The 19,239-nt window shown below is 72.1% G+C and carries 15 protein-coding genes; 10 read left to right on the top strand and 5 right to left on the bottom strand.

Going from position 1 to position 19,239, the window contains the following annotated elements; all coding sequences use genetic code 11:
• Positions 1-30: 30 nt before the first annotated feature.
• A complete protein-coding gene (locus I4I82_RS17455) occupies positions 31-1,311 on the bottom strand; it encodes a TerD family protein (RefSeq protein WP_218593749.1) in 1,281 nt (426 codons plus the stop codon).
• 70 nt (positions 1,312-1,381) lie between these two features.
• On the opposite strand from I4I82_RS17455, the gene I4I82_RS17460 reads away from it, so the two are divergent.
• The 3 genes from I4I82_RS17460 to I4I82_RS17470 all read left to right on the top strand — a co-directional run bounded on the left by I4I82_RS17460 (position 1,382) and on the right by I4I82_RS17470 (position 5,145).
• The gene (locus tag I4I82_RS17460) at positions 1,382-2,767 is read left to right on the top strand and encodes a cryptochrome/photolyase family protein (protein ID WP_218593748.1); all 1,386 of its coding nucleotides are present in this window, start codon (positions 1,382-1,384) and stop codon (positions 2,765-2,767) included.
• Positions 2,768-2,850: 83 nt separating this feature from the next.
• Positions 2,851-3,744: a sunset domain-containing protein gene (locus I4I82_RS17465; RefSeq protein ID WP_218595877.1), complete on the top strand. Its 894-nt coding sequence runs from the start codon at positions 2,851-2,853 to the stop codon at positions 3,742-3,744.
• A 138-nt stretch (positions 3,745-3,882) separates the two neighbouring features.
• Entirely contained in the window at positions 3,883-5,145 is a 1,263-nt protein-coding gene (locus I4I82_RS17470) for a glycoside hydrolase family 6 protein (RefSeq protein ID WP_218595878.1), read from the top strand.
• Here the strand turns inward: I4I82_RS17470 and I4I82_RS17475 are convergent.
• The 3 genes from I4I82_RS17475 to I4I82_RS17485 form a co-directional block, all read right to left on the bottom strand.
• Positions 5,118-6,332, bottom strand: a complete 1,215-nt coding sequence (locus tag I4I82_RS17475; protein ID WP_218590718.1) for an ABC transporter permease — start codon at positions 6,330-6,332, stop codon at positions 5,118-5,120. The two genes, I4I82_RS17470 and I4I82_RS17475, sit on opposite strands and share 28 nt — an antisense overlap.
• Positions 6,329-7,219 carry an ABC transporter ATP-binding protein gene (locus I4I82_RS17480; protein ID WP_218590717.1) on the bottom strand — a complete coding sequence of 297 codons (891 nt, stop codon included), beginning with the start codon at positions 7,217-7,219 and terminating at the stop codon, positions 6,329-6,331. Before I4I82_RS17480 ends, I4I82_RS17475 begins: the two co-directional genes overlap by 4 nt.
• Before the next feature lie 89 nt (positions 7,220-7,308).
• Positions 7,309-9,207, bottom strand: coding sequence for a sigma-54-dependent Fis family transcriptional regulator (locus tag I4I82_RS17485; RefSeq protein ID WP_225920617.1), 1,899 nt, complete (start codon positions 9,205-9,207; stop codon positions 7,309-7,311).
• 298 nt (positions 9,208-9,505) lie between these two features.
• Between I4I82_RS17485 and I4I82_RS17490 the strand changes: the two genes are divergently transcribed.
• The 7 genes from I4I82_RS17490 (at position 9,506) to I4I82_RS17520 (ending at position 18,243) form a co-directional block, all read left to right on the top strand.
• Entirely contained in the window at positions 9,506-11,143 is a 1,638-nt protein-coding gene (locus I4I82_RS17490; RefSeq protein WP_172167838.1) for a ferritin family protein, read from the top strand.
• Positions 11,144-11,255: 112 nt separating this feature from the next.
• Entirely contained in the window at positions 11,256-12,317 is a 1,062-nt protein-coding gene (locus I4I82_RS17495) for an FAD-binding oxidoreductase (protein ID WP_172155012.1), read from the top strand.
• Positions 12,314-13,501 carry an aromatic/alkene monooxygenase hydroxylase subunit beta gene (locus I4I82_RS17500; protein ID WP_218590716.1) on the top strand — a complete coding sequence of 396 codons (1,188 nt, stop codon included), beginning with the start codon at positions 12,314-12,316 and terminating at the stop codon, positions 13,499-13,501. The genes I4I82_RS17495 and I4I82_RS17500 overlap by 4 nt, the downstream gene beginning before the upstream one ends.
• Complete coding sequence (gene mimD, locus I4I82_RS17505) at positions 13,498-13,872, top strand: propane 2-monooxygenase effector subunit MimD (protein WP_172155008.1); 375 nt, start codon at positions 13,498-13,500, stop codon at positions 13,870-13,872. The genes I4I82_RS17500 and mimD overlap by 4 nt, the downstream gene beginning before the upstream one ends.
• A gap of 129 nt (positions 13,873-14,001) precedes the next feature.
• Positions 14,002-15,687 carry a chaperonin GroEL gene (gene groL, locus I4I82_RS17510; RefSeq protein WP_172155006.1) on the top strand — a complete coding sequence of 562 codons (1,686 nt, stop codon included), beginning with the start codon at positions 14,002-14,004 and terminating at the stop codon, positions 15,685-15,687.
• On the top strand, positions 15,688-16,809 hold the full coding sequence (locus tag I4I82_RS17515) for an amidohydrolase family protein (protein ID WP_218590715.1): 1,122 nt from the start codon (positions 15,688-15,690) through the stop codon (positions 16,807-16,809).
• 81 nt (positions 16,810-16,890) lie between these two features.
• Positions 16,891-18,243 (top strand): MFS transporter, encoded by a 1,353-nt coding sequence (locus tag I4I82_RS17520; protein ID WP_225920618.1) that lies wholly within the window; start codon positions 16,891-16,893, stop codon positions 18,241-18,243.
• Here I4I82_RS17520 and I4I82_RS17525 read toward each other — a convergent pair.
• A complete protein-coding gene (locus tag I4I82_RS17525) occupies positions 18,203-19,237 on the bottom strand; it encodes a gamma-glutamylcyclotransferase family protein (protein ID WP_218590714.1) in 1,035 nt (344 codons plus the stop codon). The two genes, I4I82_RS17520 and I4I82_RS17525, sit on opposite strands and share 41 nt — an antisense overlap.
• Between the last annotated feature and the right edge of the window lie 2 nt (positions 19,238-19,239).

Consider the following 19,239-nt stretch of genomic DNA (forward strand, 5'->3'; position numbering starts at 1 on the left):
GGCCGGCCCGGCGGGGCGCTCCCCGCCGGGTCAGCCGGGCTGGCAGCGGCCCTCGTACGCCGAGAGCCCCTGCCCGAACGCCTTCTTGCTGCGCCCGACCGGCCCTCCCTTCGGCTTGGCGACCCAGCGCCCCTGGGTGTCGAGCCCGGGCATCCGCTCGCTGAACAGCCTGCTGTAGCGGGTCTCGCCGTCGACGGTGAGGATCCCGTCCTGCACGTCGATGTGGGCGACGGTGGCCCAGAACGAGTTCTTGCCGTTGCCCACGTGCACCAGTACCTCGTCGGCGTCCGGCCCCGGCTTCCCGTCGCGCCCGGCGCGCCCGTAGCGGATGGCGATGCGCGGGCGGCCGAAGGCGTCGATCGCCCCGCCGCCGTTGTCGACGCTCTGGTAGACGTTCACGAGCAGGTCGCCGTTCTCGGTGGGCGTCATCTCCACCTGCTCGACGGCCGGCCCGCCGCCCCGGCCCGGGTCGCGGCTGTCGCCGGAGTGGTGGATGTGCGGCCAGGTGTCGAGACGGCCCTGGTGCCCCGGCTCGCCGCTGATCACCACGAACTCGTCGGTCTCCTCGTTGCGGCAGAAGAAGTAGACGTCGAGGTCGCCCGTGCCGTAGCGGGTGACGCGGCCGTCGCGGTCGTAGACGGCCCCGCGCCCGTCCCACTCCAGCCCGACGGTGAGCACCCAGCCGGGCTCGCCGCCGCTCTTGCGCAGGTCGATCCGCGCGGTGCGGTCGGGCGAGTCCTTCGTCAGCGAGATCGAGACCTTCTCCATCCGCACGGGCTCCGTCCGCGCGGGCGCCGGCGCGGCGACCGGCTCGACCGGCTCGTCCTCCGGTTCGTCGACCTCGATGCCGTGCTCGGTGGCGAACGCCGCGAGCCCCGCGCTGTAGCCCTGCCCGATCGCGTCGAGCCGCCAGCCCGAGCCGCGGCGGTAGAGCGCGACCACCTGCAGGACCGTCTCGCTCGTCAGCCCGCCGGGGGAGAACACGAGCTCCTGGCCGGGCCCGCGCACGCCGACCACCACCTCGCCGACGTCGCCGAACCGCGCGCCCTGCGCCTCCGTGCTCCCGGTGACCAGGACGCGCTGGACGTCGGCGGGCACCGCGTGGAGGTCGATCTCCACGGCGCCGCTCCCGGTGAGCGCCACCCCGGGCTGCCGCGGGTTGTTGAAGAACACCAGGTCGTCGTCGGTGCGTACACGGCCGTCGGCGCCGAGCAGCACCGCGGCGATGTCGACGAGCCCGCCCGCGCCGCCGACGTCGACGACGTAGCGGGAGGCGGTGAGATCGGTCCGGGAACCCTTCGTGACGTCCACGGGCGCGAATCTGCCACGCCCGGCCGACCCGGCGGGCGGGCCCCCGTGATCGCCGCTAGCGTCGGCCCGCATGACCGACGCCTCGGTCGTCTGGTTCCGACGCGATCTGCGGGTCCGCGACCAGCCGACGTTCCTCGCCGCCGCGGACGCCGCCCCGCGCGCGCTGGCCCTGTTCGTGCTCGACCCGGCCCTGCTCGGTCCGTCCGGTGCTCCCCGGCGCACGTTCCTGTTCCGGGCGCTGCGCAGCCTCGACGAGTCCCTCGGCGGGCGGCTGCTCGTCGTCGAGGGCGACCCGGTCGACGTCGTGCCGCGGGCCGCGGCGGCCGTCGGCGCGGCCACGGTGCACGTCGCCGCCGACTTCGGGCCCTACGGCACGCGCCGCGACGAGACCGTCGAGCAGGCGCTGGCCGACGACGGGCGCGTGCTCGTGCGGACCGGCTCGCCGTACGCGGTGGCGCCCGGTCGCGTGCGCAAGGCCGACGGCGAGCCGTTCCGCGTGTTCACCCCGTTCCGGCGGGTGTGGGCGGACCACGGGTGGCGCCCGCCGGCCGACACCGACGCGTCGACCGTGACGTGGATGGACCCGGCGGACAAGGACGGCGGGCCGCGGGCGGTGCGGATCCCGGACGACGACCCCATGGACGCCGAGCTGCCCGAGGCCTCGGAGGACGCCGCGCTGGCGCGGTGGCGGGAGTTCCTCGACGACGTCGACGACTACGCCGCCGCCCGCGACCGCCCCGACAAGCCCGGCACCTCGCGCATGTCGGTCTACCTCAAGTACGGGCTCGTGCACCCGCGCACGCAGCTCGCCGACCTCGCGAGGCGCCGCAGCGACTCCGTCGAGACCTACCGCACCGAGATCGCGTGGCGCGAGTTCTACGCCGACGTCCTGTTCCAGCGCCCCGACTCCGCCCGCGGCAACTACGACCGCTCCTTCGACGCCCTGCCGCTCGCGTCCGGCGCCGCCGCCCGCGTGGCGTTCGACCGGTGGGCCGAGGGGCGTACCGGGTTCCCGATCGTCGACGCCGGGATGCGGCAGCTGTGCGAGCAGGCGTGGGTGCACAACCGCGTCCGCATGATCGTCGCGAGCTTCCTGGTGAAGGACCTGCACCTGCCGTGGTGGCTGGGCGCGCGGCACTTCATGCGCTACCTGGTCGACGGCGACCTGGCGTCCAACCAGCACGGGTGGCAGTGGACGGCGGGCAGCGGCACCGACGCCTCGCCGTACTTCCGCGTGTTCAACCCGATCACGCAGGGGGAGAAGTTCGACCCCGAGGGCGACTACGTCCGGACGTTCGTCCCCGAGCTGCGCGGCGTGCCGGGCAAGGCGGTGCACCAGCCGTGGGCGCTGCCCGGCGGCGTGCCGGAGGGGTACCCGGAGCCGATGGTCGACCACAAGGCCGAGCGGCTGGAGGCGCTGGCCCGGTACGACCGGGTGAAGGAGGCCCGGCGCTGACCCCTCCGGGTGCCCATGGGGCGGAGGGGGTTCCGGTGGCGGACGGTACGGTCGTCGTCACGCACGCGAGGGGAGCAGTACCTGTGAGCGACGCCCGCACGTCCCGCCGCCGTGGTCGCTGGATCGTCCCGGCCGTCCTGCTCGGAGCCGGTGCGTACGCGCTGGCCCGCCGCCGCTCCGCCGGCGAGGACGACGTCTGGACCTCCTTCACGCCGGAGCCCGCGCGCCCGAACGGCAGGCCGGTCCCGGTCGCGGAGCCGGAACCGACGCCCGCGGCGACCGCGGCGCCCGTCCCGCCGCCGACGCCCCCGGTCGTTCCCCCGCCCGCCCCGTCCGCGGCGCCGACCCCGCCGACGCCCCCGTCCCCGCCCGCGGCCGCTCCGCCCGCCACTGCTCCGGCTCCCGCTCCCGCCGCTGCGCGCACCCCGCCCGCGGCGATGCCGCCCGTCGCACCGGGGGAGCCGCCGTCGCTCGCGGCGGCCTCCCAGCCGGCCGCCGCACCTCCGGCCGCCGCACCTCCGGCCGCCGCACCTCCGGCCGCCGCACCTCCGGCCGCCGCACCTCCGGCCGCCGCACCTCCGGCCGCCGCACCTCCCGCCGCCGCACCTCCCGCCGCCGCACCTCCGGCCGCCGCACCCCCCGCCGCCCGGCCCAAGCCCAGCCCCACCCCCCGCCCGACGCCCAAGGCGCGGCCGCTGGCCACCTCCCCGCAGGCCACGGCGAAGTCCCCGGCCCGGAAGGCGCCGAAGCCACGCCTTGCGGTGTCGTACGGTCCCGGCTCGGCGGCCCCGCTGCCGGACGGGTCGGCCCCCGGGCCGGAGTACACGATCAAGGGCAACGCGCAGTCGAAGCTGTTCCACCCGCCGTCGAGCCCGTACTTCCGCCGGACCCGCGCCGAGGTGTGGTTCCGCACCGCCGAGGACGCGCAGGCGGCCGGGTTCACCGCCTACTCCCCGCGCCGCCGGGGGTCCTCCTAGACCGTCCCGGCCCCTCCCGGGTGATGCTCCGCGACCGCCGCACCGTCGTCGGCCGTGGCGTTGCCCCGTTCGTGTAACGGATCGGCAGCGCTCTCGGATCTAGTCTGCGGAGGACGACGAACGACGGGGGAGTGCGGGGTGACCGGTCCGGACCGCGCGGGCGCACGCGTCGGCGTCCGTCCGCGTCCGCCCCTGGTGCCCGCGCAGCGGCTGCCCCCGGACCTCGTCGCGCAGGTCGAGGTGCACCGCCGCCTCGCCGCCGAGCTCGCCTCGCCGCCGCGCTTCGCCGTGCCCGCCCCGCGCGCCGCCGAGCCCCGCTCCGCGCCGCGTGGTCCGTCCCGCCGCTCGCGCCTGCTCACCCTCGAGGTCCCGGCGCTGCTGGGGGCGGTGCTGATCGCGGTCACCGGCACCCTCGTCTCGCTCGGCGCGCCCACCACCACCGCCCCCGCTCCGCCGCAGGCCCGCCAGGTCGGGTGCGTGCAGGACGCGTCGGCCTCCGGCTGCCTGGTCCCCGTGCCCGCCGCGCAGGTCGGCGGACTCTACGTCGATCCCGGCACCCCCGCCGCGCAGCAGGTCGCCGACTGGACGGCCGAGGGCCGCACCGCCGACGCCGAGGCCGTGGGCGCGATCGCCGAGCGTGCGGTCCCGTTGTGGCTGGCCGGCGGCGACGCCACCGCACGCGTCACCGACTACGTCTCCCGCGCCGCCTCGGCGGGCGCGGTCCCGCTGTTCGTCGCCTACAACATCCCCGACCGCGACTGCGGCAGCTTCTCCGGCGGGGGCGCCGCCGGCGCCGACGACTACCGCGCCTGGGTCGCCTCCGTGGCCGCCGGCCTGGGCGGGTCGGACGCGATCGTCGTCCTGGAGCCCGACGCGATCGCCCACCAGCTCACGGGCTGCGCCGACGACGGCGGCGAGCGCTACGGCCTGCTCGCCGGCGCCGTCGACGCGCTCACCGCCGCCGGTGCGCGGGTCTACATCGACGCCGGCAACCCCGGCTTCACCGGCGACGCCACCGCCACCGCGGAGGCGCTGCGGCGCGCCGGGATCGACCGCGCCGCCGGCTTCAGCGTCAACGTCGCGAACTTCTACACCACCGAGGACAGCGTCGCGTACGGCACGGCGGTCTCGACGGCGCTGGGCGGCGGCGTCCGCTTCGTCGTCGACACCAGCCGCAACGGCGCCGGCCGCGCCCCGGAGCCCACCGACGGCTCTCCCGAGTGGTGCAACCCGCCCGACCGCCTGCTCGGCACCGCGCCCACCCTCGACAGCGGGATCCCGCTGGTCGACGGCCTGCTCTGGATCAAGCGCCCCGGCGAGTCGGACGGGGCGTGCCGGCCCGGGGAGCCCGAGGCCGGGCAGTGGTACCCCGACTACGCCCTGGACCTCGTCACCGACTGAGACCCGGACCCGCGCAGCGCCTCGACCAGCCCGACGCGGGCCCCGGTGCGCAGGATCGAGTTCCGGTAGACCCGCCCGGCCAGCCGCACCACGACCACGACGGCCGCCAGCGCGATCAGCGCCGACACCCCGACCTCCCACAGCGGCGCGACGCCCAGCGCGTACCGCGCCGGCATGATCGTCTGCGACAGGAACGGGATGAAGGAGAGCACCGCGGCGAGCTCGTTGCGCGGGTCGTCGGGCAGCAGGTTGACCACGAGCACGAACGGGATCAGCAGGACGAAGATCAGCGGCGTGACCACCGAGTTCAGCTCTTCCTGCCGCGAGACCGTCGACCCGATCGCCGCGTAGAGCGCCGCGAAGAGGAAGAAGCCGAGCAGGTACCAGAGCACGACCATGGCGAACATCCCCGCCGCGGCCCCCGGCAGGGTGAGCAGCCCGCCCGCGGCCGCCGCGACCGTGCCGATCGCCCCGAGGATCACCAGCTGCAGCAGGCCGACCGCGCCCAGGCCGAGGACCTTCCCGGCCAGCAGCTGCCATGGCTTGATGGTCGCGAGCAGCAGCTCGACGACCCGGCTCTGCTTCTCCTCGACGACGCCGGTCGCCACGAGCTGCCCGTACCCGGACAGCGAGATGAACAGCAGGACCGTGCCGACCAGCGCGAGCGCGAGCTGCTCGCCGCGGTTCGGGTCGGCGGGCTGCAAGGTGTCGACGCTGACCTGCGAGCGCTGTGCGAGCTGCGCCGGGTCGACGCCCGCCTCGGCCAGCGCGGAGCCCAGCGCCGCCTGCTGCACCGCGGTGCCGACGACGGCCTGCACCGACGAGTCGACGGCGTCGCGCCCGAGCAGCTCGTAGTCGCCCGCCGAGCCGGTGAGCAGGGCGTCGAGGTCGTCGGCGTCGACCCGCTCGCGCGCGGGACCGTCCTCGACGCGCTCGATCCGCAGGTCGAGGTCCTGCGTCGCGGCCGCCTGCTCCAGCGCGGGCACCAGCTGCTCGGTCTCCGGCGTCACGCCGAGCGAGGGGTTGGACGACTGCGACGAGAGGAACCCGCCGAGCAGCCCGATGCCGCTGAACAGCAGCAGCGTGATGAGCAGCCCGATCACGAAGCTGCGGGAGCGGACCTGCGTGGTGAACTCGCGACCGGCCACGAGCAGCACGGCCTGGCGGGACGTCAGCGGCGCGCTCATGCCGGCACCGCCGTCCCGGACGCGACGACGTCGCGGTACAGCTCGGTCAACGGAGGCCGCCACCTGCGGAACTCGTGCACCGGACCGGCCGCCAGCGCCGCCTTGAGCACCTGCTGGTCGTCGGCGCCGGGGGCGAGCCGGACCCGGGTGCCCTCGACGGCCACCACCCCGGGCACGTCCGCCGCCCACCCCTCGGGCGGGCCGAGCACCTCGAACACGGCGGCGCCGTCGCGCTCCCGCAGCTCGGCGACCGATCCGACGGCCACCATCCGGCCGCCGGCGATGATGCCGATCCGGTCGCACAGGCGCTCCACCAGCTCCAGCTGGTGGCTGGAGAAGATCACGGGGACGCCGGCGTCGGCCTTGCGCCGCAGCACCCCGCTCATCACCTCGACGGCGGTGGGGTCCAGGCCCGAGAACGGCTCGTCGAGCACCAGCACCTCGGGGTCGTGCACGAGCGCGGCGGCGAGCTGCACGCGCTGCTGGTTGCCCAGGGACAGCTTCTGCACCTCGTCGCCCAGGCGGTGCCCGACGTCGAGCAGCGTCGTCCAGCGCTCGACCGCGGCCCGCGCCTCACCGGCGGGGAGCCCGTGCAGCCGCGCGAGGTACGTCAGCTGCTCGCCGACCTTCATCTTCGGGTAGAGCCCGCGCTCCTCGGGCATGTAGCCGATGCGCCGGCGCACGTCGGCGTCGACCGGGCGGCCCTGCCACAGCACCTGGCCCGCGTCGGCCGAGAGCACGCCGAGGACGATCCGCATCGTCGTCGTCTTGCCCGCGCCGTTGCTCCCGACGAACCCGAACACCTCGCCGGGCCGCACCGAGAAGCTCACGTCCTCGAGCGCCTGGACCTGGCCGAACCGCTTCGAGACACGCCGGATGTCCACCATGGGACCGACCCTAGTGACGCGCCCGGTGGATCACCGGTGCCCGCCGTCACCGATCACCGGTGGGGTGTCACGACCGCGTGTGACAGGCGTCAGCCCGAGGTGGGCATCGAGATGCCGTAGCCGCGGATCTTGCGGTAGATCGTGGCGCGCGACATCCCGAGGTGGCGGGCCGCCTCGGCCTTGTTGCCCGACGCGTCGAGCAGGGCGTCGACGATCGCGTCGCACTCGATCGCCTCCAGCGGCGTGAGCACGCGACGGGTGATCGCGCGCGTCTCCGCGGGCAGGTCGGCGGGGGTGACGACGCCGGTGCGCCGGCGGGCCACGACCTTGCGGAGCACCTGGTAGAGCTGCTCGACGTTGCCGGGCCAGCGGTTGCGCATGAGCACTCGCATCGCCTCGGGGGAGCACGTGAGCTCGGCGCCGCGGGTGAGCCGCGCGATGAGGTAGGGCACGAGGTCGGCGACGTCCTCGACGTGGTGGCGCAGCGGCGGCACCTCGACGGTGCTCGGGAAGAACGAGAGCAGCTCCCGCCAGGCTGCGCCGCCGCCGCTGCCCGGGTCGCCCGACCCGGTGCTGACCGTGGCGACGACCCAGGGGCGCTCGAGGTCGGTGGACTCCCGGTACGGCTCGAGCGCGTCGGCCAGCGCCAGCACGGCGTCGGTGTCGAGGCGGTCGATGTGCTGCAGCACCAGCGTGCCGCCGCTGCCGCTCTCCAGTTCCTCGGTCAGCTCGGCCATCCAGCGCGGCCCGATCTGCTCGGTGTCGAAGACCCGCAGGTGGGCGGCCGGGGTGCGGCCCTGGTGCGTGGCTCGCGCGATGGTGGTCTTGCCCGTGCCCGGCTCGCCCTCGAGCACCAGCCACTCGCGGGTGCGGAAGTGCCGGTCGACGGCCTGGCAGCACTTGGCCCACAGCGCGCCCGAGCCGACGGCGGCGGGCAGCGCGGGGGTGGAGCTGGTGACGCGCGGGGTGGGCACCGCGCCGTTGGTGATGAGCTGGACCTGCGCGATCCCGCCGGTGCGGTCGCCCTCGGTCCAGCTGGGCCGCAGCTGGATGCGGGCGGTGTTGCCGCTGGGCAGGTCGACGAGCACCTGGTGGCGGTGCCCCGACTTGAGCGCCTCCCCGGCCTCGGCGAGCAGCGGGCCCTGGTCGGCCGGGTCGAACAGCTCGCGGGCGCGGTCGTTCATCATCAGCAGGTCGTCGCTGAGCGCGAACACGGCGCCGCGGCCCCGTTGGCAGGCGATGAGGTAGTCGTGCAGCAGGGCCAGCTCGCGCCGCCCGGACTGCTCGAGCAGCGTCTCCTCGATGCGCTTGGCCACCGTGGAGGCGATCGCCATCATCATCATGTTGGCGTCGCTGCGCCAGCACGTCAGGTCGATGACGCCGACGACCTTGCCGTTGACCGGGTGCCGGATCGGTGCACCGGCGCAGGCCAGGTCCTCGAGGTGCTCCGCGTAGTGCTCGTGGCCGAACACCTGCGCGGGGCCGCGGCCCTCGAGCGCGGTGCCGATGCCGTTGGTGCCGACGTAGCGCTCGGCGTAGCTGAAGCCGGGCGCGAGCCAGATGCGGTCGAGGTGGTGGGTGAGCCCGCCGTCGCCGCTGCGGCGGTCGAGGACGACGCCGTCGGAGTCGGTGAGGATCAGGCTCACCGGCTCGCTCGTGAGCTGGTCGGCGACCTCGCGGACGATCGGGCCGGCGGCGCGCGTGAGCACCGTGTCCATCGAGATGTCGGAGTCGTAGGGCAGCTCGAGGCGGTCGGCGTCGACGTCGTAGTGCCGCGACCGCGTCCACGAGGCGAGGATCGGCTCCCGGACGATGCCCGGCTCGACCGGCTCGTCGACGAGGAACGACGTGCGGGCGCGGGCGAGCTCCTCGGAGCCGCAGTCGGGACTCGAACGGACCGCCTGCGAGCGCGACGATGCCGAGCGGCCCTCGTAGGCCGCTCGCAAGGTGGCGCTGAGATCGAGTTCGCGCTCGTCCAGGTGGTCCAACCGGTTCCTCTTCTCGGAGCTATTGCGGTCCGCTCTGGTGGCCGGTGTCCGGTCAAACGTACCGCTGTGCTCCGCCGAGTGGTAGAGGGCGGTCCGCAGCTGCCAACAATCTCATAATGAGACCGCCGGGTGGGGCTCGTGCATGTGTGATTCGTGGCACGGAAGGAGCAGCGCCGAGGCCCGCAAGCCCCCGGCCACCTGCGACTTCCGCGCTCACCTCCGGTGCCGAGACGCCCGCGCTCGTGTCGGCAACGCGGAAAACCACCACCGTGAGGAGACGACGTTGAGTCGGCAGAGTTTGGCCAAGGCTCACCAGAAGATCCAGGAACTCTCCTGGGAGCCGCAGTACCACGAGCCGTACATGAAGTACGGAACCGACTACACCTTCCGCAAGGCCGCCAAGAAGGACCCGCTCAAGCAGGTCCTCCGGTCCTACTTCCCCATGCAGGAGGAGAAGGACCACCGCGTCTACGGCGCGAGTGACGGGGCCATCCGCGGAAACATGTTCCGGCAGGTGCAGGAGCGCTGGCTGGAGTGGCAGAAGCTGTTCCTCAGCATCATCCCGTTGCCGGAGGTCTCGGCCGCGCGGTCGATGCCGATGCTGTTCCACGTGGTCCCGAACCCGGAGCTGCACAACGGCCAGGCCATTCAGATGATCGACGAGGTCCGTCACTCGACGATCCAGCAGAACCTGAAGCGCCTGTACATGAACAACTACATCGACCCGGCCGGCTTCAACAACAGCCTCCGGAACTTCCACAGCGACTACTGCGGCACCATCGGCCGTCAGTTCGCCGAGGGGTTCATCACCGGTGACGCCATCACCGCGGCCAGCATCTACCTGACGATCGTCGCCGAGACGGCGTTCACGAACACCCTGTTCGTGGCCATGCCGGCCGAGGCCGCGGCGAACGGTGACTACCTGCTGCCCACGGTGTTCCACTCGGTCCAGTCCGACGAGTCGCGCCACATCTCCAACGGTTACGCCACGCTGCTGATGGCCCTGTCCGACGAGGACAACCGCCAGCTGCTCGAGCGCGACCTGCGCTACGCGTGGTGGAACAACCACCGCGTCGTCGACGCCGCCATCGGTACCTTCATCGAGTACGGCACGAAGGACCGCCGCAAGGACCGCGAGTCCTACGCGGAGATGTGGCGCCGCTGGATCTACGACGACTACTACCGCTCGTACCTCGTCCCGCTCGAGAAGTACGGCCTGGTCATCCCCCACGACCTGATCGAAGAGTCGTGGAAGCAGATCTGGGAGAAGGGCTACGTCCACGAGGTCGCGCAGTTCTTCGCCACCGGTTGGCTCGCCAACTACTGGCGCATCGACGCGATGACCGACACGGACTTCGAGTGGTTCGAGTACAAGTACCCGGGCTGGTACGACAAGTACGGCGCGTGGTGGGAGAACTACAACCGCCTCGCCGTGCCGAACGGGCACAACCCGATCGTCTTCGAGGACGTCGACTACGTCTACCCGGCCCGCTGCTGGACCTGCATGGTCCCGTGCCTGGTCCGCGAGGACATGGTCATGGCCGACATCGACGGCGTGACGCGCACGTACTGCCACGAGGTCTGCCGCTGGACCGATGTCGAGGCCTTCCGTCCCACGTACCAGGGTCGCGAGACCCCGAACATGGGCCGTCTGGTCGGGCACCGCGAGTGGGAGACGCTCTACCACGGCTGGAACTGGGCCGACGTGGTGTCCGACATGGGCTTCGTCCGCGACGACGGCAAGACCATGACGGCACAGCCCCACCTCGACTTGAACCCCAAGAAGATGTGGACGCTGGACCACCTGCGTCGCTGCCCGCCGTGCGGTAGCCCCAACGTGATCATCAACGAGCTCGACGCCGCCGGCAAGGCCGCGTTCCTCGCTGATTACAACAAGCAGGGCCCCGCCGGACGACCGGCACCCGCGAGCGCCTGAGCGCGGGTCAGGTGAGGGGGGAGGGTCGGCGACTCCATCGTCGGCCCTCCCCCTGCTCAGGCCAGCCTCAGGAAGTCATACAGGTCCACCGGCGAAGGGCGCACGAAGCAGGATGGGTAACAAGCACATAGTCAGGTTCGAGCCGGTGGGCATCGAGATCGAGGTCGACGAGGACCAGAACATCCTCCGCGCCGCGGCCGAGAACGGCGTCCAGCTGATGCACGGCTGCAAGGAAGGCCAGTGCGCGGCGTGCAAGTCGTTCGTCCTCGAGGGCGACATGGACGACATCGAACTCGACAAGTACTCCACATTCGCTCTACCCGACTCCGAGCGCGAGGAGGGCCAGACCCTCCTCTGCCGGGCGCACGCCTACTCGGATCTGGTGATCGAGCTCCTCCAGTACGACGAGGAGATCATCCGGTCGGGGCTGCCGCTCAAGAAGGGCGTTGCCGAGGTCGTCTCGAACGAGTCGGTCACGCACGACATGCGGCACCTCGTCCTCAAGCTGATCGAGCCGGAAGAGATCAAGTTCTTCCCCGGCCAGTACCTGGACATCATGGTACCGGGCACGGAGGAGAGCCGCTCGTTCTCGATGGCGAACGTGCCGGGCCGCGACGGCCTGTTCGAGTTCGTCATCAAGGTCTACCCCGACGGATTGTTCTCCGAGTTCCTCGACAAGAAGGTGCAGATCGGTGACCGGCTCGACGTGGAGGGCCCCTTCGGGACCTTCACGCTTCGGGAGAGCCGGACCGCGCCGATCATCTTCGTGGGCGGTGGAGCCGGGATGGCGCCGGTACTGGGGTTGCTGCGCTCGATGGCGGAACGCGGGACCGACCGCAAGCCGATCTTCTACTACGGAGGCCGGCAGTCGCGGGACCTGTGTTTCGAACAAGAACTCCGGGAGCTGGAGGAGAAGATCCCCGGTTTCCGGTACGTCCCGGCATTGTCCGAGCCGGCCGGTGACGACGAGTGGAACGGCGAGGTCGGTCTCATCACCGACGTCGTCGAACGGTGCGAACCCGACCTGACGGGTCGGGATGCGTACGTGTGCGGGCCACCGCCGATGGTGGATGCGGCGCTGGCGAAGCTCACGGCACTCGGTGTGCTCGAACAGAACATCTTCTACGACAAGTTCACCACCACCGGTGAACCGGAAGGCGAGGACGGCCCATGACCACTGCTCAACGTCCCGAACGCAGTGTCCCGAAGCCACAGTTCACGGATGCGGAGGCAGGCGCGCAGGAGTTCCCGGACTCCGGTGCGAGCGCACGTCGGTACAACTACTACAAGCCGGCGAAGCGGAAGCAGACCCACTACGAGGACGTCACCGTCGACGTCCAGCCCGACCCGCGGCACTACCTGTCGCAGGGCTGGATCTACGGCTTCGCGGACGGCTCGAGCGGATACCCGCTGACCTGGACGAAGCTCAAGGCGTGGGGCGTCGACAAGCCCGAGCCCGAGCGCGGCGCCGGCAGCGGCGGCAAGCACGTGGAGGAGTGGCCGGCCCACGGCTGGCACGAGTTCCGGGATCCCAACGAGGAATGGGAGATGACGTTCTACCGCTACAACGCGAACGTCGTCCGCCAGACCACGCAGAACGTCGAGAACGCCCGCCAGGCCAAGGCGTTCGACAACTGGACCCCGAACTGGAAGACCTTCGTCGAGCGCAACGTCGGCGCGTGGATGCACATCGAGCACATCCTCGGCCTCTACGTCTTCGCCGCGATCAACCGCTCCTGCCCGACGAACATGCACAACACGGCCATGGTCGTGAACAGCATGCACAAGATCCGGTTCGCCCAGGACCTGGCGCTCTACAACCTCACGCTCTCCGAGGAGATCGAGGGCTTCGACGGCGCCGCGCACCTCGACGCGTGGAACAACGACCCCGAGTGGCAGGGCGTCCGCAAGGTCGTCGAGGCGCTCACCGCCGTCGACAACGACTGGGGTGAGATGGCCTTCGCCACCAACGTCGTCTTCGAGCCCCTGCTGGGCGAGCTGTTCCGCAGCAACCTGGTGCAGCAGGCCGCGGCCGGCAACGGTGACTTCGTGACCCCGACCGTCATCGGCGCCGGCGAGTACGACTACTCGCAGCGCGACCTCCGCTGGACCCAGGCCTGCTTCGGCCCGCTCACCTCCGACAAGGAGTTCGCGGCCCACAACAAGGAGCTCATGCAGGGCTGGCTCGCCAAGTGGGTCCCGCTGTGCCTCGAGGCCGCTCGCGCCATGCAGCCGCTCTGGAGCCAGCCGGACTTCAAGCCCCCGCGGTTCGAGGACGCCCTCGACCGGGCCAAGAGCCGGTTCGCCGGCATCGTGACCGAACTCGGACTCGAGCCCCCGAAGGAGCTGTCGCAGTGACCAGTTTCAAGACCTCCGAGAGCCCGTTCAAGGCCAACAACACCGCGTCGAACATGGCCGGCGTGACGCTGATGAACAACCAGGTCGGCGTCGTCGTGGCCGAGGTGATGGACAGGCAGGAGAACGTCACCATCACCCACCTGCCGTCGATGATCCGCGTCGACTGCGTCGGCCGGATGGACTTCGTCTACGACGAGATCTCCGAGGCGCTCGGCGAGGAGGAGGGCTTCTACGACGCCTCCGAGTTCGAGGAGAACATGTCCACGCACTACGGCAAGATGATCCACATGGATGACCGGACCGTGATGTTCGGGAATCTGGAGGAGGCCGCCGAGTTCATCGGCGACATGCTCCCGCCCGAGGTGAAGTAACCCCTCGATCGCCACTCCCGGGTCGCCGTTCGCGCACGCCGGTGCGGACGGCGGCCCGGGCCGCTGTTCTCTACCTCTCGCTCGCAGTACCCCGCGCACATTGTCGAGAATCGTCTTCAGGAGGGCCCCGTGGCCAAGGAACTCAAGTTCGGACAGGAAGCCCGCGATCTGCTCAAGGCGGGCGTGGACCAGCTCGCCGAGGCCGTCAAGTCCACCCTGGGCCCGAAGGGCCGCAACGTCGTCCTCGAGAAGATCACCGGTACGCCGGAGGTCACGAACGATGGTGTGACGATCGCACGGGAGATCTACCTCAAGGACCCGTTCGAGAACATGGGCGCGCAGATCCTCAAGGAAGCCGCCATCAAGACGAACGACATCGTCGGTGACGGCACCACCACGGCCACCGTGATGGCGCAGGCGATCGTCCGCGAGGGCATGAAGGCGATCCAGGCCGGCGGCAACCCGGTGCTGGTCAAGCGTGGCATCGACATCGCGGTCGGCGCGATCGTCGAGCACCTCTCCACCGTTGCCCATCAGGTCGACAGCCTGGAGCACCTCTCCCGCGTCGCCGCGATCTCGGCCAACGACGACGAGTCGATCGGCCGCATCGTCGCGCAGACGCTGCACACCGTCGGCGACGACGGCGTCATCTCCGTCGACGACGGCCCCGTGCTCGGCCTCTCGGTCAACTTCGTCGAGGACTTCGAGTTCGACAACGGCTACGTCTCGCCCTACCTCGTGACCGACCCCGGTTCGATGATGGCGATCCTCGACGACGCCTACATCCTCATGAGCGCCGAGAAGATCACCGACGTCCGGTCGCTGATGCCGGTGCTCGAGAAGATCATGCGCGACCCCCGCCCCCTCGTGATCATCGCCGAGAAGGTCGAGGGCAGCGCGCTCCAGATGCTGGTGCACAACCATGTCAACGGCCACCTCAAGGTCACCGCGATCCAGGCGCCCGGCTTCGGTGAGAAGCGCGTGCACATGCTGGAGGACATCGCGGCGCTGTGCGGCGGCAAGGTGCACTCCAAGGCGTCGTCGTTCTCGCTCGAGCAGATGACCGCCGAGCACCTCGGCCGCGCCTCGCAGGTCCGCGCCACCAACGAGCACACCGCGATCATCGGCGGCCAGGGCGCGAAGGAGTCCGTCGACCGGCGGCTCTCGCAGCTGCGCGCCGAGATGAACCGCGCCAGCATCGGCACCGACGAGGACTGGCTCAACGACCGCATCGCCCGGCTGTCGGGCAAGGCCGCGATCATCTCCGTCGGCGCGCCGACGAACGCGGAGCTCAAGGAGATCCGGCACCGCGTCGACGACTCGCTGCAGGCCACCCGCGCCGCCATGGCCGAGGGCATCGTCGCGGGCGGCGGGTCGGCGCTGCTGCACTCCGAGCCCGCGCTCGACAAGCTCGACGTCACCGGCGACTACCGGATCGGCGTCGAGATCGTCCGCGCCGCGCTCACCGAGCCGGTGCACCTCATCTCCACCAACGCCGGCTACGACGGGCACGACACCGTCAAGCAGGTGTCGGCGCTGGGGGTCGACGAGGGCTTCGACGCCCTCGAGGGCCGCTTCGGCAACATGATCGAGATGGGCATCATCGACCCGCTGCGGGTCGTGCGCTCCGCCCTGCAGAACGGCGCCTCCGTCGCCGGCCTGATCCTGACCACGAACTCGCTGGTGGCCGAGGAGCAGACGCCGTGGAACAAGGCGCTGATGACCGAGTACGGCCCCCTCGACGACGGCATCCCGCAGCCGTCGCCGGACTCGAGCACGCCGCAGTCGCTCGGGCTCGGCCCGCAGGTGGGGTAGATGTACGTCGTCGACGGCGAGACCTACCTCGTGGTCGACGCGCAGGTCCACGCCTGGGACGCGAGTCCGCACAACCAGGCGGGGCCTGCGGGTGAGCTCTTCGCCGCCGACCTCCTGCGGCGGCACCGCGAGCTGGACGGCTCCGCGGTGCCGCTGCCGGAGGTCGAGCGCGTCACCGAGGACGGCCTCTCCCGGGACGTGTTCGGCGGTGGGTGCGTCGATCGCGCCGTCCTGCAGCCGGTGGTGCTGGGGGAGCTGTTCGTCCTCGGGTTCTCGCCCGTGGCCTGGCACGCGGAGCTCGCCGCGCGGATGCCGGGGAAGTTCGTCCTGAGCGGTGAGCTCGACCCCGACGCCGGCCAGCCCGGTGCCCGGGGGATCGCGGCCAAGGTCCGGCGCTGGGACATGCGCGGCCTGACGTTCTGCGAGTCGCGGCGCCCGGGCGGGCGCATGGAGCTGCGGGAGACCTGGCTGCGCCGGGCGCTGGCGCGCTGCGCGGCGTCCGGGGCGGGCGTCGTCCACCTCGGGGTCACCCCCTCGGCCGGTCCGGCCCCCTGGCGCCGCTGGCGCGCCGCGGCGGGGCAGCGCAGGCCGGGCGGCACGCCCCCGCGGCTGCCCAGCTGGGCGGAGCCGGTGCGCTCCGGGTCGGCGCTGCCGGTGCGGACCCGCCCGGTGCAGCGCGTCGCGTCCGCCGGGTTCGACGTCGCCCAGTTCCGGGAGCTGGCCACCGCGTTGCCCCGGACGTCGTTCGTGCTGGGCGCGGGCTGCCTGCCCGCCGACCAGCTGTGCCGGCTGGCCCGGCTCCCCAACGTGCACGTCGTGCTCACCGACATCCTCCCGTGGATCTCGGCCACCGACGCCCGCGCCGACTTCGGCCGCGCGCTGGGCGAGCTGCTCATCGCCTACGGGCCGGAGCGGCTGCTGTTCGGCAGCGGCTACCCGCTCGTGCGCCCGGGCCGGCTGGTGGCGCAGTTCGCGTCCTACCGCTTCCCCGACGAGCTGCGCGGGCGCTACCGCGACCTCGACGCCGACGCCCGCCGCGCGATCCTCGGTGGCAACGCCGCGCGCCTCTACGGCATCGAGGGCGGCCGGATGGCGCCGTCGGTCTCGGTGCGTCAGGGGTAGCGCGCCCGGGGGCTCCCGCCAGCGGTTGCACACCGCACCCACCGCTCTTAGCGTGGTCCGCCGAGCGGGGGAGGACTACACATGACCACATCGGACGCGTCTCCACCTGCGAAGGTGGACGAACGCACCGTGCGCAAGGCCGTCGGTGCCGCCGCGATGGGCAACCTCGTCGAGTGGTTCGACTACGGCATCTACAGCTACGTCGTCCTGTACATCACGCTCAACCTGATCCCGGGGGGTGACGCCGGGAACGCGGGCCCCGGCTACGCGTTCGCGATCTTCGCCGTGGCGTACCTGGTGCGCCCGTTCGGCGGGATCATCCTCGGGCCGCTCGGGGACCGGATCGGTCGCAAGGCGGTCCTGTCGCTGACCATCGTGGTGATGTCGGGCGCGAGCTTCTGCATCGGCCTGCTGCCCACGTACGCCGCGGTCGGGTTCCTCGCCCCGCTGCTGCTGATCCTGCTGCGCATGGTGCAGGGCTTCGCCACGGGCGGCGAGTACGGTGGCGCGGCGGCGTTCATCGCCGAGTACGCGCCCGACAAGCGCCGCGGCTTCTACTGCTCGTTCCTGGAGCTGGGCACCACCGGCGGCTTCGTGCTCGCCGCCGGCCTGGTGACGGCGCTGGAGTTCGGGCTCACCGACGAGGCCATGACCTCGTGGGGCTGGCGCGTGCCGTTCCTCATCGCCGGGCCGCTCGGGCTCGTCGGCCTCTACCTCCGCAGCAAGCTGGAGGACACCCCGGCGTTCCGGGAGCTGGAGGAGAAGGCGCAGCTCTCGGAGTCGCCGCTGCGCGACGTGCTCACCAAGCACTGGCGCCCGATGATCATCTGCATCGGCCTCGTGCTGTTCTACAACGTCGCCGTCTACACGATCCTGTTCTACATGCCCGACTACCTCCAGACGACCACCGGACTGGAGGCCACCACGGCCCTGCTCTACATCCTGGGCATGATGCTGGTGATCATGATCGTGATCATCCCGGTCGGCGCGCTGTCGGACCGGATCGGCCGCAAGCCGCTGATCCTGGCGTCGTGCATCGGGTTCATCGTGCTGTCCTACCCGGCGTTCCTCATGCTCGACACGGGCACCGTGCTGGGCACGGTCGGCGGCCTGCTGGTACTGGGGCTGCTGCTGGTGCTGCTGCTGGGCACGATGTCGGCGACGCTGCCGGCGCTGTTCGACACCGACGTCCGCTACGGCGGGTTCTCCATCGGCTACAACATCTCCACGTCGATCTTCGGCGGGACGGCGCCGGCCATCCTCACGTTCCTCGTCACCTCGACGGGCAACAACGCCTTCCCCGGCGTGTACGTGGCCGTCGCCGCGGTGATCTCGCTCGGCGCGGTGCTCGCGCTGCGCGAGAGCGCGGGGATGCCGCTGCCCGGAGCGGGCTTCACGACGTCGAAGGCGGCCAGCCCGTCGGCAGCGCGGTGAAGCCCTCGGACGGCGAGCGCCAGGCGTAGGCCCAGCACGTCGTGCCGTCGGTGGTGACCGCGCGGACGCGGACGTAGTCGGGGCCCTCGTAGGCGTCCATGGCGGGGAACGCGGTGACCGGGTCGCCCAGCTCGATCAGGGTGCCCGGCACCGCGCCCGCCGCTCCGGGCAGCCAGGCCGGGTACCCGTGCCCGGTGTCGAGCAGCGAGCCCGCCACGCGCGCGGGCCGGTGCGGCCCCGCGGCGTGGGGCTCGACGTGGTGCCAGGACACCTGGCCGGGCTGGAGCAGGCCGTAGGCGAACAGCGCGGTCGGCCACGCGTCGGGGTGCGGGGCGCCGACGGCGGTGGGTGCGTCGAGCCCGTCGTCGCCGGGCTCACCCCGGAGGACGCGCGCATGCGCCTGCGCCACGTCGGCGCACCGCACCGGCCGGCCCCCGACGATCAGCGGGGCCCGGGCGGGGGAGTGCCCGACGTAGACCCACGGCTCGGTGACGAGAGCACCGTCCTCGGTGCGGACCGTGCCGGTGCGCAGCCGGGCCAGGCGGAAGCGCTCGTCGCGGCCCTCGCAGCGGTCGAGCACCGCGATCTGCGCGGGCGTGGCGAGCCAGACCGCGTGCTCCTCCTCGACGCCCGGCGCGGCGGCGAGGGTGGCGGGCCGCTGCCCGTCGCGGGCGCGGTGCCCGGCGGCCCACACCGCGGCGACGCCGGTGGTGCGGGCGCGCAGCACGACGACCGGGTCGGCGCCCAGCCCGAGCGCGTCGCGCAGCCAGGTGATCTTGCTCGGACAGCGGTTGGAGCCGTAGGACAGCAGCGGGACGCGCGCGGCGGCCGGCGGGGCGTCACGGGCGGCGAGCCACTCGTCGATCGGGACGTCGCCGACCCGCCACGGCCCGGGCAGCAGTTCGTGCACGGTGCCGTCGACGTGCACGAACGAGCAGTCGGGCACGGCGCCCGGGTAGGGGTCGGCGGGGAAGGCGGAGTCGGGCCGGGTCACCG

The organism is Pseudonocardia oceani (genome assembly GCF_019263585.2).
GTDB classification, from domain to species: Bacteria; Actinomycetota; Actinomycetes; order Mycobacteriales; family Pseudonocardiaceae; genus Pseudonocardia; species Pseudonocardia oceani.